Below are 16,776 nucleotides of genomic sequence, written 5' to 3'. Positions count from 1 at the left end.
GAATATTTATATGTTAGGGTAATAAATGCTCGCCGGCCCAAAGTTGCGCAATCGTTTCTCTTTCCCTGATTACATGCAGGTCGCTGCCGTCAACAATCAGCTCAGCCAAGCGCGGCCTGGAATTATAGTTTGAGCTCATCGTAAAACCGTAGGCGCCGGATGACCGTACCGCCAATAAGTCGCCCTGGGCAATTTTCAGCGGACGGTTCTTACCTAAAAAGTCGCCGGTTTCGCAGACCGGTCCAACTATGTCCCATGTTGTTTCAGCTTCGTTGCTTTGCAAGTTGACCGGAATAATGTTTTGCCAGGCGCTGTACAGCGAAGGGCGAACCAGATCATTCATCGCGGCATCGACGACGGCAAAGTTTTTGTTGGCGGTCGGTTTAAGATATTCAACCTGAGTGACTAAAATACCTGCATTGCCGACGATAGCACGGCCCGGCTCCATTAATATCTCAAAATCCGTTTTGCCCAGCCGCGCTAAAACAGCCTTAATATATTCGGCAGGTTCGGGCGGCAGTTCATCCTTATAACAAATGCCCAAGCCGCCGCCCAAATCCAGATGGTGCAGCTTGATTCCTTCGGCTTCAAGCGCGGCAACCAGGTCCAGAATCTTATCCAGCGCATCCAGGAAAGGCCGGGTTTCGGTCAGTTGCGAGCCGATATGGCAATCGATGCCGATCACGTCGATATGCGGCATCGCTGCCGCCCGACGGTATTCAACCATAGCCTGCTGAATATCGATACCGAACTTATTTTCTTTTAAACCGGTGGAAATATAAGGGTGGGTTTTGGCGTCGACATCGGGATTGACCCGAAAAGATACCGGCGCGATAACGCCCAACTGACCGGCCAACTGGTTAATCCGGTCCAATTCGCCGCTGACTTCAACATTAAAACAGCGTATGCCGATTTTTAACGCGGCCAGAATTTCGTCTTCACGCTTGCCGACACCGGAAAACACGATTTTTTTAGGGTCGCCGCCGGCGGTAATGACCCGTTCCAACTCGCCCAGAGAAACAATATCAAAGCCCGAACCTAAACGCGCCAGCAAGTTGAGTATTGCAATATTGGAATTCGCTTTGACGGCGTAACAAATCAAATGCGCTTGCTCGCCGAACGCTTGGTCGAAAGCTTTCCAGTGCCGTTCCAGGGTCGCTCTTGAATAGATGTAGCAAGGGCTGCCGTATTTATAGACGATATCCTGGACAGCAACGTCTTCAGCGAAAAGCTCGTCGTTTTGGTAATTAAAGTAATCCATGGTTATTTATTCTTGTCGGATTGGGGGTCTGGTTTTGCTACGGGCTCCGGTTCGACATGAATCGGTGCCGCTTGCCCCGGCAAATAAAGCGGGCCGGGCTGTCCGCAACCTACGATGAGCGGATTCAGCAACAAAAGCACTAGTAATTTATAAGATTTCATTGAGCATTATCGTAAATGATCGTTGGTAAGCATGAGTTTCATGGTAACAATGATCAATATAATAAGCTGAATTGCAAGAAAAGGCATTAGAAATGCAGGGGGCAGCATTGCTCCGGACCGGAATTCAAACCGGCTGGCGATTAGATAGTCGTACCTGCAGACTGTTGGTGAGTATCGGTTATCGCAAGTTCAAGCGGCAAGGTTTTTACCTGATGCCTATCAAGTTAACAGAGCGGATCGAGAAAATACGAAGTTTCAATTCGATTTTCGTGCTATTTCCCGTACATAAGCTGCCGCAAGGGTAACAGGGATAATATGGGCTCTATTATCTTTTAATTAGATATATCCATCTAATAATGTCGTTTTATTAAATATTAAATCCTCTTTAAACTTCCCGCCAACGTAAACGACAGCTTTAACTTTCAACAGTAATAGCTTTTCAGGAGCATTTTCATGGCGCTTAAATTGGAAAAGACACATAGAGAATCCCAAACGGCTGAAATCGCAAATCAGATTGCCGGTATTTTGCAAGAGATCAAGTTTGGTTCGGTTGAGATCATCATTCACGAAAGCAAAGTCGTGCAAATCGAGCGTAAAGAGAAACTACGTTTTGATACTAAAAAGTAATTATCCATTTCTACCGTAAAAAAACGGCGATTAAAAAATACTACATGAGAGATAGCGACCTGACCGGATCGCCGGATGGTACGGATTTATTTAAGGGTTCAAACTATGAAACATTTTAAGCGCACTGCTTTAGCCAGTGTAATTAACCTTGCCTTATTCGGTATCCCCGATGCCCATGCCGATACCGAAGCCTTGGAGCGTCGCATTCGTGAACTGGAAAGCCGCTTGGAAAAACTGGACCGGGCCGGCGCGTTATCCGCCAAACCTGCGGCCGCGGCTCCTGAAGTAGAAAAACTGAGCCGAAAAGTTAATACCCTTGAGCGTAAATTGGAACTTCAGGATGAAGTGACGACCGGTGCGCTGCAAAAATTGCCGGTATTCGACGCCGGCGCGGACGGATTCAAGATCACTTCTTCGGATAAGAAACATCAAGTGCGGATACGCGGCGCGGCGCAAACCGACGGGCGCTTCTATGTCGAAGATAACGGTTTTAAGGGAACCGATAAATTCCAGCTCAAACAAGCGCGGATATGGATAGAAGGTTACTTTTTTAAAGATATTTATTACAAAATCATGCCCGACTTTGCCGCCGGCAGCAATATTTTGCCGGACGCTTATCTTGATTATGCCTATCATCCGGCAGTCAACCTGTTGGTTGGTAAATTCAAGCCGTCAATCAGTCTTGAACGTTTACAGGGTGACTCGGACGGTACTTTCCTTGAACGCGCCTTTCCTACTTATTTAGCAAGTAACCGCGACGTGGGTATACAAATCCATGGCGCGTTCGCAAAGCCTGGTTTTAAGGCAGAGACCGTCGCAGGCCCTATCGATACCAAAAATACGTTTACCTACCAGATCGGTGTTACCAATGGTTCCGGGGACGACGGCAGTCCTAACAATGATTCGCCGGATACAGATGATAATAAAGAAGTAAACGGCCGTTTGTTTGCTCATCCGTTCCATCATACCGGTTATTCCTGGTTGGAAGGCTTGGGGCTGGGTGTCGCGGGCTCTTTCGGCAATCCCGATAAACAGGCTCTTAAAGCTCAGGCTACGCCGCTGGGCAGATCTACCTATCTTGACTATACCAAGGTTAATACCGGATTTGCCGCACCGACATCGGACGGCGCTACTTACCGTATTTACCCGCAGGCTTACTGGTTTGCCGGCCCATTCGGCGCGATTGGCGAATATGTTGTTTCGTCCCAGCACTTGGTTAGCGGCAAAACGGACATTCAGCAAAAGAATACCGCTTGGCAGATTCTGGCTTCTTATGTACTTACTGGCGAAGACAATAGTTTCGCCGGCGTTAAACCGATCAGGAACTTCGATCCATTGAAAGGTAACTGGGGCGCATTGCAGCTCGCTGCCCGCTACAGCGAACTGGATGTCGACGACGCGACTTTCAAGATTATTGATCCGAACCAATCGGCTTCAAAAGCCAAAGCCTGGACCGTAGGAGCCAACTGGTACTTGAACAGCAATGCGGTCATCCGGGCGGATTATGAAAATGTATCTTTTGATGGCGGTGCTGCCAGAGGCCGCGATCTAGCCAACGAACAAGTCTTTGCAACACGCTTCCAATTAGCGTTTTAAACAACCTGAGCAAGAGGTTTTACCGATGAAAAACAAATTTACCAATATTGTCTTTGCGGCCGTATTAGCCGTAGCGGCAGCCAGTGAAGTACGCGCGGCGGAGATCAACCTGCTGAACGTTTCCTATGACCCGACCCGCGAATTATATAAAGAATACAACGGCGCTTTCGCCAAATACTGGAAAGCCAAAACCGGCGACACCGTGACGATCAACCAGTCTCACGCCGGTTCCGGCAAACAGGCGCGTTCAGTGCTGGAAGGCCTGGAAGCCGATGTCGTGACGCTGGCGCTGGCGTATGACGTCGATCAGTTGTACCAAAAACGCAAACTGATTCCGGAAAATTGGCAAAGCCAGCTGCCCGGCAACAGTTCGCCTTATACCTCGACGATTGTATTCTTGGTCCGTAAAGGCAATCCGCTGAAAATCAAGGATTGGAACGACATCGTCAAACCCGGCATCAGCATCGTTACGCCGAACCCGAAAACTTCCGGCGGTGCGCGCTGGAACTATCTGGCGGCCTGGGCTTATGCACTCAAGCATAACAACAATGATGAAGCCGCCGCCCAAGCTTTTATTGCGGCTTTATACAAAAACACAGCCGTATTGGATACAGGGGCTCGCGGTTCTACCACCACGTTTATTGAGCGCGAAATCGGCGATGTGTTGATTGCCTGGGAAAACGAAGCCTACCTGTCGTTAAAAGAGTTCGGCGCCGATAAGTTTGAAATCGTGACTCCATCGTTGAGTATTCTGGCTGAGCCGCCGGTTGCCGTGGTTGATGATGTGGCACGCAAGCATGGCACGACTGAAGTCGCGACCGAATACCTGAAGTATTTGTACAGCAAAGAAGGCCAGGACATTATCGGCAAGAACTTTTATCGTCCGACCGACCCTGAAGTTGCCGCCAAGTACGCCAAGCAATTTCAGCCATTGGAGCTGGTCAAAATCGATACTTTCGGCGGCTGGAATGCTGCGCAGGCCAAGCATTTTGCCGACGGCGGCGTGTTCGACCAAGTCTACGGACCGGGCAAATAAACCGCACTTGGAATTCCCGCTTGCCCCATCGGCAAGTGGGATTCGGTTTAAAAGACACTTATTACGACTTTATCGCTCAATAACCTGAACCAGGATTTATCCATGAACACATACTTTACCCGGACTATCGTGGCGGCGGTGTTGTCGGTAGTTGCCGTAAGCCCGGTCTCCGCAGCAGACATTAACCTGCTGAACGTTTCTTACGATCCGACCCGCGAATTGTACAAGGAATACAACACCGTCTTTGCCAAATACTGGAAAGACAAAACCGGCGATACCGTAACAGTCAACCAGTCTCACGGCGGTTCAGGCAAGCAGGCGCGTTCGGTGCTGGAAGGCCTGGAAGCCGATGTCGTGACTTTGGCTTTGTCGAACGACATCGACCAGCTGTATCAAAAACGGAAGTTACTGCCGGAAGATTGGCAAAAATCGTTGCCTCACAACAGCTCGCCGTATACGTCCACGATTGTATTACTGGTACGCAAAGGCAATCCGTTGGACATTAAAGATTGGAACGACATCGTCAAGCCAGGCGTCAGTGTCGTCACGCCGAATCCTAAAACCGGCGGCGGTGCGCGTTGGAACTACCTGGCGGCGTGGTCTTATGCGCTGAAAGCCAACAATAATGACGAAGCGGCCGCGACTGCGTTCGTCGGCAAGTTATATAAAAACGTTGCGGTACTGGACTCCGGTGCACGTGGAGCAACCACTACGTTTGTCGAACGGGAAATCGGCGATGTATTGATTACCTGGGAAAACGAAGCTTATCTGGTACTGCGCGAATTCGGCGCGGATAAGTTTGAAATCGTCACGCCGTCATTGAGCATTTTGACCGAACCGTCGGTTGCCGTCGTTGAAGATGTGGCGCGCAAACACGGTACGACCGAGGTTGCGACCGAATACCTGAAATACCTGTACAGCAAGGAAGGCCAGGACATTATCGGTAAAAACTTTTACCGCCCGACCGATCCTGACGTTGCGGCCAAATATGCGAAGCAATTCAAGCCGGTGGAGTTGGTCACCATCGACCAGCTTGGCGGCTGGGAGGCCGCACAGAAAAAGCATTTTGCGGATAACGGGATTTTCGACCAGATATACGGGTCGGGGAAGTAAGTAAAAGGACCATAGGATGAGCCCCTTGCGGGTATCGTTCGCGACAGATGCGTTATGCGGGAAATAGTCCATAGGTAGACCTTCCAGGTTTTAAAATCCTGGAAGGTCTAATCGGTTTACTTATGCCTATGGGTATTTCCTACTACGTCGAGATGAGTATAACGGCGAGCGTCGGAGCGCGGGAACGATAAAAGATTCAATCAATACTGGAGAGAGGTAATGGCAAAAAGCAGTATCATGCCGGGGTTCCGTCCGGCTATCGGGTTCACTTTGGTTTACCTGAGCCTGGTGGTTTTAATCCCGCTCAGCACCTTGGTGTTTAAAAGTTTTCAGCTGAGCTGGGACGATTACGTCAATATCATCACCAGCAAACGAGTGCTGCACTCGTTTCGCGTCAGCTTCGTCACCTCGCTGGTGGCTGCTTTTGTCGCCGGTTTCTTCGGTTTTATCGTCGCCTGGGTATTGGTGCGTTATTCGTTTTTCGGCAAGCGCTTCTTTCATGCATTGATCGATTTCCCGTTCGCACTGCCGACAGCCGTGGCCGGTATCGTGCTGGCAACCATCTTCCAGCCCAGCGGTTTTCTCGGCAAGCTGTTGTCCGAAACCTTCGGCATCCAGGTGGCTTTCAAGCCGCTAGGTATCGTCATGGCGCTGATTTTTATCAGCATTCCGTTTGTTGTGCGCACCGTCGAGCCGGTGTTGCTGGAATTCGAAACGACGATGGAAGAAGCCGCGTTAAGCCTCGGCGCCACGCGCTTGCAGGTGTTTACAAAAATTATTTTCCCGAATGTTTTCCCGGCCCTGTTGACCGGTTTCGCGCTGGCGTTTGCCAGAGGCGTCGGCGAATACGGCTCGGTCATTTTTATTGCCGGCAATATTCCCTATGTGTCGGAAATCGTACCGCTGCTGATTGTGACCAAACTGGAACAATTCGATTTCGAAGGCGCCACCGCAATCGCGCTGACGATGCTGGTGGTGTCGTTTCTGCTGCTGCTGGTGATTAATATGTTGCAATACTGGGTGCGTAAGCGCTCAGGACAATTATGAGGATGATGCCGATATGAGCGCTGCTACCCAACCCGTAAATCCCGCGCGATTGTTCGTTCGCGAACAGCGGGCGCTGCAAGACCCGAACTGGATCAAATGGAGCCTGATTGCTATCGCCTTAAGTTTCATCGGCCTGTTTATCTGCCTGCCGCTGGGCTTGGTGATTTTCCAGGCTTTTTCCAAAGGCATTGCCACCTATTGGTCGGCATTAGCCCAAGACGATACGGTGGCCGCTATCAAGCTGACGCTGTTGACCGCGATTATCACCGTGCCGTTGAACACCGTTTTCGGCGTTGCCGCAGCCTGGGCGATCACCCAGTTCGAGTTTCCCGGAAAAAGCTTGCTGACGACGTTAATCGATCTGCCGTTTTCAGTGTCGCCGGTGATTTCAGGATTTATTTTCGTGCTGCTGTTCGGCGCGCAAGGTTGGTTTGGCGAATGGTTGAACGCGCACGACGTGAAAATCATTTTTGCGGTGCCGGGCATCGTGCTGGCAACGCTGTTCATCACGTTTCCGTTCGTGGCCCGGCAATTGATTCCATTGATGCAGGAAATGGGCAACCAGGAAGAAGAAGCCGCGCTGTCGCTGGGCGCCAGCGGCTGGAAGACTTTTTGGGCCGTTACGATACCGAATATCAAATGGGCGCTGCTGTACGGCGTACTGCTGTGCAACGCCAGGGCGATGGGCGAGTTCGGCGCGGTTTCGGTGGTTTCCGGCCATATCCGGGGCGTGACCAATACGCTGCCGTTGCATGTGGAAGTCAATTATAACGACTATGACGTCGTCGGCGCTTTTGCCGGCGCATCGATTCTTGCGGCATTGGCTATCGTGACGTTGATTTTAAAAACGGCGCTGGAATGGCGGCAAGCTAACCGGTAACAGAGTCAATAACAGCAATGTCCACGAAACACACGAAAAGCACGAAAATTTTTTACCGCATGGTTTTTGCTATTCATTTTTTCGTGTCTTTCGTGCTTTTCGTGGACCAATCGCTACCGTAGATTTTCATGATTTTCACGGACCAATCGTCAGGCCAACGATTTTATTTTTGAGAGTTTCTTTATGAGTATTTTACTTTCCAACATCAGCAAAAAATTCGGCACGTTTGCCGCGCTGGATCAGATTAACCTGGAAATCCCGGAAGGCGAGCTGGTGGCTTTGCTGGGACCTTCCGGTTGCGGTAAAACCACGCTGCTGCGGATTATTGCCGGTCTTGAAAGCGCCGACGAAGGCCGGGTGCTGATCAGCGGACAGGACAAAACCGATCACGACGTCAGCCAGCGGGGCATCGGCTTTGTGTTTCAGCATTACGCGCTGTTCCGGCATATGACCGTATTCGAGAACGTAGCGTTCGGCTTACGGGTCAAATCACGCCGCGAGCGGCCGAGCGAAGCGATTATCCGCAAGAAAGTGCATGACTTATTGAACTTAGTGCAGTTGGACTGGTTGCATGACCGCTATCCCGACCAGCTTTCCGGCGGCCAGCGCCAACGTATCGCACTGGCCCGCGCGTTGGCCGTGGAACCGTCGGTGCTGTTGCTGGACGAGCCGTTCGGCGCCCTGGATGCCGGCGTGCGCAAGGATTTGCGCCAGTGGCTGCGCAACTTGCATCACGATCTGAACGTCACCAGCATTTTCGTGACTCACGACCAGGAAGAAGCGATGGAAGTCGCCAGCCAGGTTGTCGTGCTGAATCACGGCCATATCGAGCAGCAAGGAACGCCTAGCGATATTTACGATCATCCGAGCAATGAATTCGTATCCAAGTTTATCGGCCAGACTAACGTATTCAATCTGGAAGAACACGATGCCGATTGGCTGCAAACAGCCGGATTGCCGACCACGCACCAGAAAGGCCGCGTTGCGCATGTCAGGCCGCACGACATCGTGATCGCCAAATCGACCGATGACAACGATGCGTTTGTGATCCTGAAAGACTGGCAGCATTTGGGCTCTTTGATCCGTATTGAATTAGTCAAAAGCAGCGTGAACGGTCAATCCGCCAGCGTTTATGCGGAAATGCCGAACGATCAATTCAGGCGTTTGCAGTTGAATAAAGGCGATAAAGTTGATTTGCGGATACGGCACGCGCATTGGTTTCATTGATTGATCTGTGCCATCCGTATTCAATCATTAAACGACATTCAATAAATGAATTTAAGCCAAATTGAACTGCTTCGCGTGCTTCAGGAAAACGATTTCAGCCTGTCCAGAGCGGCGGAAAAAATGCATATTGTGCAATCGGCGGTTAGCCGGCAATTGCAGCTGTTCGAAGCGGAGCTGGGTTCGCCGGTCTACGAGCGTCAGGGTAAAAAACTGGTCGGCTTGACGCCGTTGGGGCTCCGCATCATGGAGGAAGTCGCGACCATTAACCTGGCCAAAACCAACATCCAGAGCATTGCGGCGGATTATATCGACAGCAACCAGGGCGTTCTGCATATTGCGACGACGCACACCCAGGCCAAGTATTTCCTGCCGAAACCGATCCTGCGTTTCAGGGAAAAATATCCGGGCGTCCGGATTTACATGATCGAAGCCTCGCCGGAACAACTGATCGATAAACTGCACACCCGGCAAGCGGACATCGCGATTTGCACCGAGAAAATCGGCGAAGTGGCGGACCTGGTCGTCAAGCCTTGCTATGAATGGCATCATGCGGCGGTCGTGCCGCAGCGGCATCCGCTCAGCGAAGGCGATGTTTCGCTGGAGCGGTTGGCTTCGTGCCCGATATTGACGTACAGCTTCGGTTTTACCGGGCGCTCGAATATCGAGAGCGCGTTTAAAAGCACGCGGATGGAACTCGACATCATCCTGGCTGCCGCCGATACCGACGTGATCAAGACTTACGTACGTTTGGGCATGGGCGTCGGCATTATCGCCGGCATGGCCTACGATTCGGCGGTGGATCAGGATTTGGTGGCACGGGACCTGTCGCACCTGATTCCGAGTTCGAAAACCAAGATCGCGTATTTGAAAAACAACTATCTGCCGTTGTATACGCAGCATTTTATCGACGAGCTGCTGGGCGCGGCTAACGAGTTGAGTTCTCAGTAAGGCTTACGCTCAGAAGCCCCTGCTCTTTTTTTGTTAATTTCTATCTTTGCCTATTGGGTACGTTTTCAAGTTGAGGCGGAAATATACCGCTTACGGCACGCCGACACTTCGCTCTTAACGTTGTTAAGCAAGCCGGGTGACGTAAACAATCCCAAGCTTATCTGGGCAGGCGAGATTGTAATAAAGCGGTGTCATATTGGCACCGCTGTGACATAATTAAAATTCCGAGAAATGAAAAAAATATCGGCAAGCCTATATAGGTCGCCCCTGCCAGCATTACCGGTTATTACGCGCTTGCTATTCGTGGATTGGCGCAGAGAGACATCTTGCCGCAAAACATGAAAAAAGCCCTTCCTGCAAATGTGTCGGCAATAACCCTTGCCCGTTTAGCCGTATCGCTTGACGAACAAAAGAAAGGTCACGGCGAACGATTATTACTCGACGCCGTGGCGAAAGCTAAAATTGCTTCCAAACTAATTGGCGGCAGTTTTCTATTTATCGATGCGAAAAACACTGAATTGGCAGCATTCTATGCCCGTTATGGGGTTGTCGCTCTTCCCGATGATCCGCTTATTCTATGCATACCTATTACAGACATTCCCTAAAACGCAAGTTAGCGGAAAAATACTGTTATTTCGTAAAAATAGGGCTATGCGTATTGAGAGGAGCCCGCCCACCAATTCCGTCAAAGGCGCTAATCCGCTGAGCCCAAGCCAGAATATCAAGCTTGAAATGGACCAGTTGTCTCTTCAACTGGCTTGGTCCAGGCGGTTTTAACCGCTTGCGTTTGCAAAAATAGGCCGATAAACAGACCTTCCAGGTTTTCAAAACCTGGAAGGTCTAAGCTTACTCATGCGATTAATTCCTCTTGCGCAAGCAATTGCGTCAATGCCTCATAACTGACCGGCGGACTGAAATAAAATCCCTGCACCGTATCGCAGCCGCAGTCTCTTAAATAATCCAGTTGCTGTTCGGTTTCCACCCCTTCGGCAATGACCTTCAATCGCAAACTTTTTGCCATGTTGACGATTGCGCCGACGATCGTATTCGCGTCGTTGTTTTTAAACAGTTCCTGGATAAAAGAACGATCGATTTTTAACTTATCCAGCAGCGGAAGCTTCGTTAAATAACTCAGCGACGAATAGCCTGTGCCGAAATCATCGATTGAAAAATGAATGCCCAAATCTTTGCATTGCGTCATGAAATTAAGCGTGACAGAGTGGTTTTCCATCATTACGCTTTCGGTTAGCTCTAATTCCAATTGACTGCCGGCAATGCCGTTCTGGGCAAGAATGTTGCTGATTTTGTTAAACAGCGTGCCTTCCTGCAACTGGCGCAAAGACAGGTTTACCGCGACTTTAAGCGGTGCAAAACCTGATGCCTGCCAGGTTTTCATATCTTCGCAAGCGCGCCGCAAGACCCATTCGCCTATCGGGTTGATTAAGCCGCAGTCTTCCGCAACGGGAATGAAATCGGCCGGCGAAATCATGCCGCGCTGTGGGTGCCGCCAACGAATCAAGGCTTCAATGCCGATAATCCGCTCGCTGGTCAAATCGATTTGCGGTTGGTAATAAACCAGGAATTGATTTTCTTCTATTGCCAGGCGTAGTTCGCGCTCCATTCCCAGGCGGTATTCGAGGCGGGTGTTCATTTTGAAATCGAAAAAAGAAAAACGTCCTCGCCCCTCCTGTTTGGCATGGTACATTGCAATGTCGGCATGGCGTGTCAGGGTATTGCTGTCGCAGCCGTTTTTGGGGTAGATGCTGATGCCGATACTGGTTTGAATGGAAAGAACCTGCCCGTCAACGGCAAAAGGATCTTTAAAAAGATGGATGATTTTTTGTGCGGCCGCCGCAGCGCCGTCGGCGTTAGTGTTATTCAGAATAACGACAAATTCATCGCCGCCTAATCGCCCGGCGCTATCGGTTTCGCGCAAACTGTGTTCCAGGCGTTGGGCAACTTGCCGCAATAGTGCGTCGCCGTAATGATGGCCGAGCGAATCGTTGACGATTTTAAAGTCGTCTAAATCCAAGAACAGCAGTGAAAAGCTTTTATTTTCCCGGTAAGAGTAATGTATGGCTTGTTCGATGCGTTCGTTGATTAAAACCCGGTTCGGCAATTGCGTCAGCGAATCGTAATGGGCGAGGCGATGAATTTTTTCCTGGGATTTAATATGCGGCGTGATGTCGATTAATGTGGTGTTAACTACGCCTATGCCGCCGTTGTTATCGAATTCGGCAAATGCATTGACCATTACCCAGACAATTTCGTCAATGTCGCTACGCTCAATACCCAGTACGCGGCTTTTTACCGCTTTGTGAGTATCGATGACTTGATTGACCGGAAAGTCATCCAACGCAGTCAGCGTGCCGTCTTCGTTTATAAAAACGTGCTCAAAATCGGCGGCTGATTTGCCGAGCAATTGCTGTTCGGTTAAGCCGAGCAAATGCGTTGCTTGCCGATTGCACGAAACTACCCGGGTATCCGGCGTTTGAACGATAACGCCGGCGTTGACCTGCTCGAGCAAAAAACGGTGTTTCTTCTCGCTTTGCTTCAGCGCTTCTTCGGTCTGAATCAGCTCGGTCATATCGGTCCAGCCGCCGATTATCTCTAACGCACGTCCTGCACTGTCGGTGATCAGTTTTGCACGATCCCGTATCCATTTCCATTGCCCGTCTTTCATTTTGAACCGGTATTTTATGATCGTCGCATCGCCCAGCAGAATACGATGGAAATTCTCCAGTACGACCGGGTGATCCTCAGGATGTACGTGGCTTAGCCATGAATCGGGAAAGAAAATGAACGCGTCGGCCTCATGCCCTAATAGCTCTTTTACGCTATTCGAAATAAACGTAATACCAAAATCGGCAAACGGTTTGCGGGTATAAATGGTGATTGGCGCGGCAGAAAGCAGATGCTCAAAGCGGGCAATTTTTGTTTCTAATGTGTTAATTATATAAGGGGACATATTTTTTGCCTTTGGGTCATAACGCTAACCGGTTAAAACTGAAGCGAAAGATATTTTTTAGCAAATGCCGCAATCAGGAAATGAATCGCTATTAACGGTTGTCGGATAAAGAAATAGGTTTGCAGCCATCCAGTATTGCGGACCGGGCCAGCGGATTTTGATTATTAACTGTTGCAAAATACTAAGCTATTTCGCCGAAGCCAATATCGCCAAGTTTGTATCGGACCTGCCAGCCTTCGCGGCTAAAAAAAGGCGGGCCGTAACCCGCCGAACAACATCCTTATTTCATGAGAGGTGATCAAAAACTTAACTTTCGTAACAGAGCTAATATGCGTCGATCTGCTTGATTGCTTCTTATACCCAAAGGGCATAAGTTTCGTTTGAGCAGACAAGCTGCTCAACTCAGCTTTAGCAGGCAGTGCTGTTGGATTGCATCTTAATCGCAGAATTGTCTTTAATAAAATGATATTAATAGATTATATGTTCTAATAATAAGATAATTGGGTGTGGCATAGCCTTTAGTAACTTATACCCAAAGGGCATAAGTTTCGTATGAGCGGACAAGCCGCTCAACTCAGCTTTATACCCAAAGGGCATAAGTTTCGGTTGAGCGGACAAACTGCTCAACTCAGCTTTAAAATTTCCCTGACTATTAATACTTTTTAAATAATATAGCGGCTCATTACTATGAACTTAAGCCAGATCGAACTGTTTCGCGTACTTCAGGAAAACGATTTCAACTTGTCCAAAGCGGCGGAAAAAATGCATGTCGTGCAATCTGCGGTCAGCCGGCAATTGCAGCTTTTTGAGGAGGAATTGGGTTCGCCTTTGTATGAACGGCAAGGCAAAAAATTGATTGGCTTAACCACGTTGGGACGCCGGATCATGAAAGAAGTTGCGGCCATTAACCTGGCTAAAACCAACATCCAGAGCATCGCGGCGGATTATATCGACAGCAACCAGGGCGTTCTGCATATCGCGACGACGCACACCCAGGCCAAGTATTTCCTGCCGAAACCGATTTTGCGTTTCAGGGAAAAATATCCGGGCGTCCGGATTTACATGATCGAGGCGTCGCCGGAGCAGCTGATCAACAAGCTGCACACCCGGCAAGCGGACATTGCGATTTGCACGGAGAAAGTCGGCGAGGTGGCCGACCTGGTCGTCAAGCCTTGCTATGAATGGCATCATGCGGCGGTCGTGCCGCAGCGGCATCCGCTCAGCGAAGGCAATATCTCGCTGGAACGGCTGGCTTCGTACCCGATATTGACGTACAGCTTCGGTTTTACCGGGCGCTCGAATATCGAGAGCGCGTTTAAAAACACCAATATGGAATTGGACATCATCCTGGCCGCCGCCGATACCGACGTGATCAAGACTTACGTACGTTTGGGCATGGGCGCCGGCATTATCGCCGGCATGGCCTATGACCCGGCAATGGATCAGGATTTGGCGGCACGGGACCTGTCGCACCTGATTCCCTGCTCGAAAACCAAGATCGCGTATTTGAAAAACAACTACCTGCCGTTGTATACGCAGCATTTTATCGACGAGTTGCTGGTTGCCGCTAATGAGCTGAATCTTCATAAAAACTAAGATTGCACTGTCCGCCCGTCCCCAATTTCCGGATTGGGTACTTTGATAGTAGAGCTCTAGCTTTCAAACGGAATGGCTGGATGAGTCGTTCCGGAAGAATTAATTTGACCGTAGATTTCAGCAGGATAGAATCGCTATTCAAGTACTTATCAGCTCGCTGATAGGATTCCGTCCGACTCACTTTAAGAGGCTATTATGAAAGGCGACAATAAAATTCTGGAAATTCTCAACGATCTGCTTGCCGGAGAGCTGAGCGCCTCCGATCAATACCTGATTCATGGCGAGATGTATGCCGATTCCGGATTGAACCATCTCGCAGAAAAAAGCCTGCACGAGTCCGAGCATGAACGCTTGCATGCCCGAGCCTTGATTCAGCGCATTCTGTTCTTGGAAGGCACTCCCAATCTGGTTAAACGTGCGGCCTTGAATATCGGCAGCACAGTGCCGGAAATGCTAAAAGCCGATTTGGAAGTCGAATATCATGTGGTTGGCGAATTGAAAAAAGCCATCGCCTCTTGCGAGGAAGCCTCGGATTATGTGACGCGCGACATGTTGACGGTGCAATTGGAAGATACGGAAATGGATCATGCGTATTGGCTGGAGCAACAATTGAAGCTGATTAATCTTGTCGGCCTTGAGAACTACCAACAAAGTCAAATGAAACCAAGTATTTAACTAGAGCGAGGAGGAGACATGAAAGGCGATAAAAAAATTATTGAAACCCTCAATAAAGTACTTAAAAACGAGCTGACGTCGATCAACCAGTATTTCCTGCACGCCCGCATGTTTCGTCATTGGGGCTTGGAAAAACTTAACGATTACCACTATAAGCAATCGATCCGCGTCATGAAGGAAGCCGATGAACTGATTGAGCGAATCCTCTTCTTGGAAGGTCTTCCCAATCTGCAAAATCTTGGCAAGCTGCTGATCGGCGAAAATGTCGTTGAATGCTTAAACGGCGATCTGGAGTATGAAAAAAACGTTCAACGTCCGCAGTTGATAGAAGCCGTGCGTTTATGCGAAGAACTACAGGATTACGTCAGCCGCGATTTGCTGGAAGAACTGTTAGAGCACTGCGAGCAAGCCATCGATTGGCTGGAATGCCAGCAAAGCCTGATGAAAGATGTCAGCTTGCCTAATTATCTGCAATCGCACATGTAGTATCGCAATGCTTCATATACTGAATGTTTGCGAGGAATGACGCGTTTTTTGTTTTACTTTCTAATTGGCCTTGACAGACACTTTAAACTAAATGAGAATGTTTCTTAATAAATGTATATTGCTGCATTATAGAGGAGCTTATTCTATGTATATATGTGTTTGTCAGGCAGTGACGGAGTTCGATATTCATCAAGCCGCCAGAAACGGCGCAAAAACGCTCAGCGATTTACGCCGCGATTTGAAAGTAAGTGTTGATTGCGGTCTTTGTACCAGTTGCGCCCGTAAGTGCTTGAAATCCGCTAACGAAAGTTTTCCTGAAAGTCTGGAATTATCCGCCTGCGGCGTTTGACGCTGTTGCCGCTTCTCTTATCTTGCTTGCGCAACAGTTGCTTTCAGTTTTTTTGCATCGGTTTCAGCAGGCGTCATTCAAAATAAAATACCGCATAACAGCGCTGTTTATGCTCAAACGGCGTAAGTTTCGATTGAGCAGGCAAGCTGCTCAACTCAGCTTATAGCGCTTTTATGCGGTAAATACAGTGTAATTACTCCTTCTCTGTCCTTAGAATCTTTCCGTTAACATCCAGCACAAGCTCAATCTTGTTACCCTCGGTTTTAATTTCCACCTCATAGCCGGTCAGCGTCCCGTCGGGCTTCATCAATTTTTCCGCTTCCTTGACGGTGGCTTTCGGATAAGCTTCGTTAATCGCCTTGGCGACAGGCTCAGGCAGCGATTTAACGTCGATTTCCTCTTCTTTCTGTACCAGAATGCCGTCGGCGCTATACAGCAACTCGTATTCTTTGCCGTTTTCCTTATATTCCACTTCATAGACGGCTTTGCCTTCAAAAGTTTCCGTTTCAAACTCCGAGGACTTGGCATTCGGATACGCCTTTTCGAACGCATCTATAACCGCTTTGGGTACTTGGCTTTTAGCCAGCTCTTTTCCGCCTGCACTTGTTTGATTAACAATGATTGGCAAGGTAACTAACACAGTTGCTATTAAGTATTGCTTTTTCATGAATGCCTCCAGGGTTGTGGACGAGTAATTGTATTAGATAAAACGCATTATAGAAGTTACGCATTGACCGCTGGTTAATATTGTGGATTGAGCTGGTCTTTGCCCGGCATAAAGCCGGTGATGAACGTGGCGATAACCT

General features: G+C 49.2%; 17 protein-coding genes. 13 read left to right on the top strand and 4 right to left on the bottom strand.

The window, feature by feature from the left end; all coding sequences use genetic code 11:
- Nucleotides 1–13: 13 nt before the first annotated feature.
- The gene (lysA, locus tag EKO24_RS12610) at nt 14–1,261 is read right to left on the bottom strand and encodes a diaminopimelate decarboxylase (protein WP_127028785.1); all 1,248 of its coding nucleotides are present in this window, start codon (nt 1,259–1,261) and stop codon (nt 14–16) included.
- Between the two features lie 2 nt (nt 1,262–1,263).
- Entirely contained in the window at nt 1,264–1,422 is a 159-nt protein-coding gene (gene lptM, locus EKO24_RS23635) for an LPS translocon maturation chaperone LptM (protein ID WP_143733222.1), read from the bottom strand.
- Nucleotides 1,423–1,875: 453 nt separating this feature from the next.
- On the opposite strand from lptM, the gene EKO24_RS12600 reads away from it, so the two are divergent.
- The 9 genes from EKO24_RS12600 (at nt 1,876) to EKO24_RS12560 (ending at nt 10,501) form a co-directional block, all read left to right on the top strand.
- Entirely contained in the window at nt 1,876–2,049 is a 174-nt protein-coding gene (locus tag EKO24_RS12600; protein WP_127028786.1) for a YezD family protein, read from the top strand.
- A gap of 105 nt (nt 2,050–2,154) precedes the next feature.
- Nucleotides 2,155–3,645: an OprO/OprP family phosphate-selective porin gene (locus tag EKO24_RS12595; RefSeq protein WP_161990601.1), complete on the top strand. Its 1,491-nt coding sequence runs from the start codon at nt 2,155–2,157 to the stop codon at nt 3,643–3,645.
- A gap of 25 nt (nt 3,646–3,670) precedes the next feature.
- Nucleotides 3,671–4,681: a sulfate ABC transporter substrate-binding protein gene (locus EKO24_RS12590; protein WP_127028788.1), complete on the top strand. Its 1,011-nt coding sequence runs from the start codon at nt 3,671–3,673 to the stop codon at nt 4,679–4,681.
- Between the two features lie 102 nt (nt 4,682–4,783).
- On the top strand, nt 4,784–5,794 hold the full coding sequence (locus EKO24_RS12585) for a sulfate ABC transporter substrate-binding protein (protein WP_127028789.1): 1,011 nt from the start codon (nt 4,784–4,786) through the stop codon (nt 5,792–5,794).
- A 219-nt stretch (nt 5,795–6,013) separates the two neighbouring features.
- A complete protein-coding gene (cysT, locus tag EKO24_RS12580) occupies nt 6,014–6,841 on the top strand; it encodes a sulfate ABC transporter permease subunit CysT (RefSeq protein WP_127028790.1) in 828 nt (275 codons plus the stop codon).
- A gap of 13 nt (nt 6,842–6,854) precedes the next feature.
- The gene (cysW, locus tag EKO24_RS12575; protein ID WP_127028791.1) at nt 6,855–7,721 is read left to right on the top strand and encodes a sulfate ABC transporter permease subunit CysW; all 867 of its coding nucleotides are present in this window, start codon (nt 6,855–6,857) and stop codon (nt 7,719–7,721) included.
- Between the two features lie 183 nt (nt 7,722–7,904).
- Entirely contained in the window at nt 7,905–8,948 is a 1,044-nt protein-coding gene (locus tag EKO24_RS12570; RefSeq protein WP_127028792.1) for a sulfate/molybdate ABC transporter ATP-binding protein, read from the top strand.
- 45 nt (nt 8,949–8,993) lie between these two features.
- Nucleotides 8,994–9,896 carry a LysR substrate-binding domain-containing protein gene (locus tag EKO24_RS12565; protein ID WP_127028793.1) on the top strand — a complete coding sequence of 301 codons (903 nt, stop codon included), beginning with the start codon at nt 8,994–8,996 and terminating at the stop codon, nt 9,894–9,896.
- 338 nt (nt 9,897–10,234) lie between these two features.
- Nucleotides 10,235–10,501, top strand: coding sequence for a GNAT family N-acetyltransferase (locus tag EKO24_RS12560; protein WP_161990600.1), 267 nt, complete (start codon nt 10,235–10,237; stop codon nt 10,499–10,501).
- Between the two features lie 245 nt (nt 10,502–10,746).
- On the opposite strand, the gene EKO24_RS12555 is transcribed toward EKO24_RS12560, so the two are convergent.
- Nucleotides 10,747–12,864 (bottom strand): putative bifunctional diguanylate cyclase/phosphodiesterase, encoded by a 2,118-nt coding sequence (locus EKO24_RS12555; RefSeq protein WP_127028795.1) that lies wholly within the window; start codon nt 12,862–12,864, stop codon nt 10,747–10,749.
- A gap of 687 nt (nt 12,865–13,551) precedes the next feature.
- Here EKO24_RS12555 and EKO24_RS12550 point away from each other — a divergent pair.
- From EKO24_RS12550 to EKO24_RS12535, 4 genes are all read left to right on the top strand, one after another.
- Nucleotides 13,552–14,460, top strand: a complete 909-nt coding sequence (locus EKO24_RS12550) for a LysR substrate-binding domain-containing protein (protein ID WP_143733221.1) — start codon at nt 13,552–13,554, stop codon at nt 14,458–14,460.
- Nucleotides 14,461–14,655: 195 nt separating this feature from the next.
- A complete protein-coding gene (gene bfr, locus EKO24_RS12545) occupies nt 14,656–15,135 on the top strand; it encodes a bacterioferritin (protein ID WP_127028797.1) in 480 nt (159 codons plus the stop codon).
- Between the two features lie 18 nt (nt 15,136–15,153).
- Complete coding sequence (gene bfr, locus EKO24_RS12540; protein WP_127028798.1) at nt 15,154–15,621, top strand: bacterioferritin; 468 nt, start codon at nt 15,154–15,156, stop codon at nt 15,619–15,621.
- A 145-nt stretch (nt 15,622–15,766) separates the two neighbouring features.
- Nucleotides 15,767–15,970, top strand: a complete 204-nt coding sequence (locus EKO24_RS12535; RefSeq protein ID WP_127028799.1) for a (2Fe-2S)-binding protein — start codon at nt 15,767–15,769, stop codon at nt 15,968–15,970.
- Nucleotides 15,971–16,163: 193 nt separating this feature from the next.
- Here EKO24_RS12535 and EKO24_RS12530 read toward each other — a convergent pair whose 3' ends face one another.
- Nucleotides 16,164–16,637 carry a PepSY-like domain-containing protein gene (locus tag EKO24_RS12530; protein ID WP_127028800.1) on the bottom strand — a complete coding sequence of 158 codons (474 nt, stop codon included), beginning with the start codon at nt 16,635–16,637 and terminating at the stop codon, nt 16,164–16,166.
- Nucleotides 16,638–16,776: the final 139 nt, after the last annotated feature.

It is taken from the genome of Candidatus Methylobacter oryzae (genome assembly GCF_003994235.2).
GTDB classification, from domain to species: Bacteria; Pseudomonadota; Gammaproteobacteria; order Methylococcales; family Methylomonadaceae; genus Methylobacter_A; species Methylobacter_A oryzae.
This window is presented reverse-complemented; position numbering and strand designations above follow the sequence as displayed.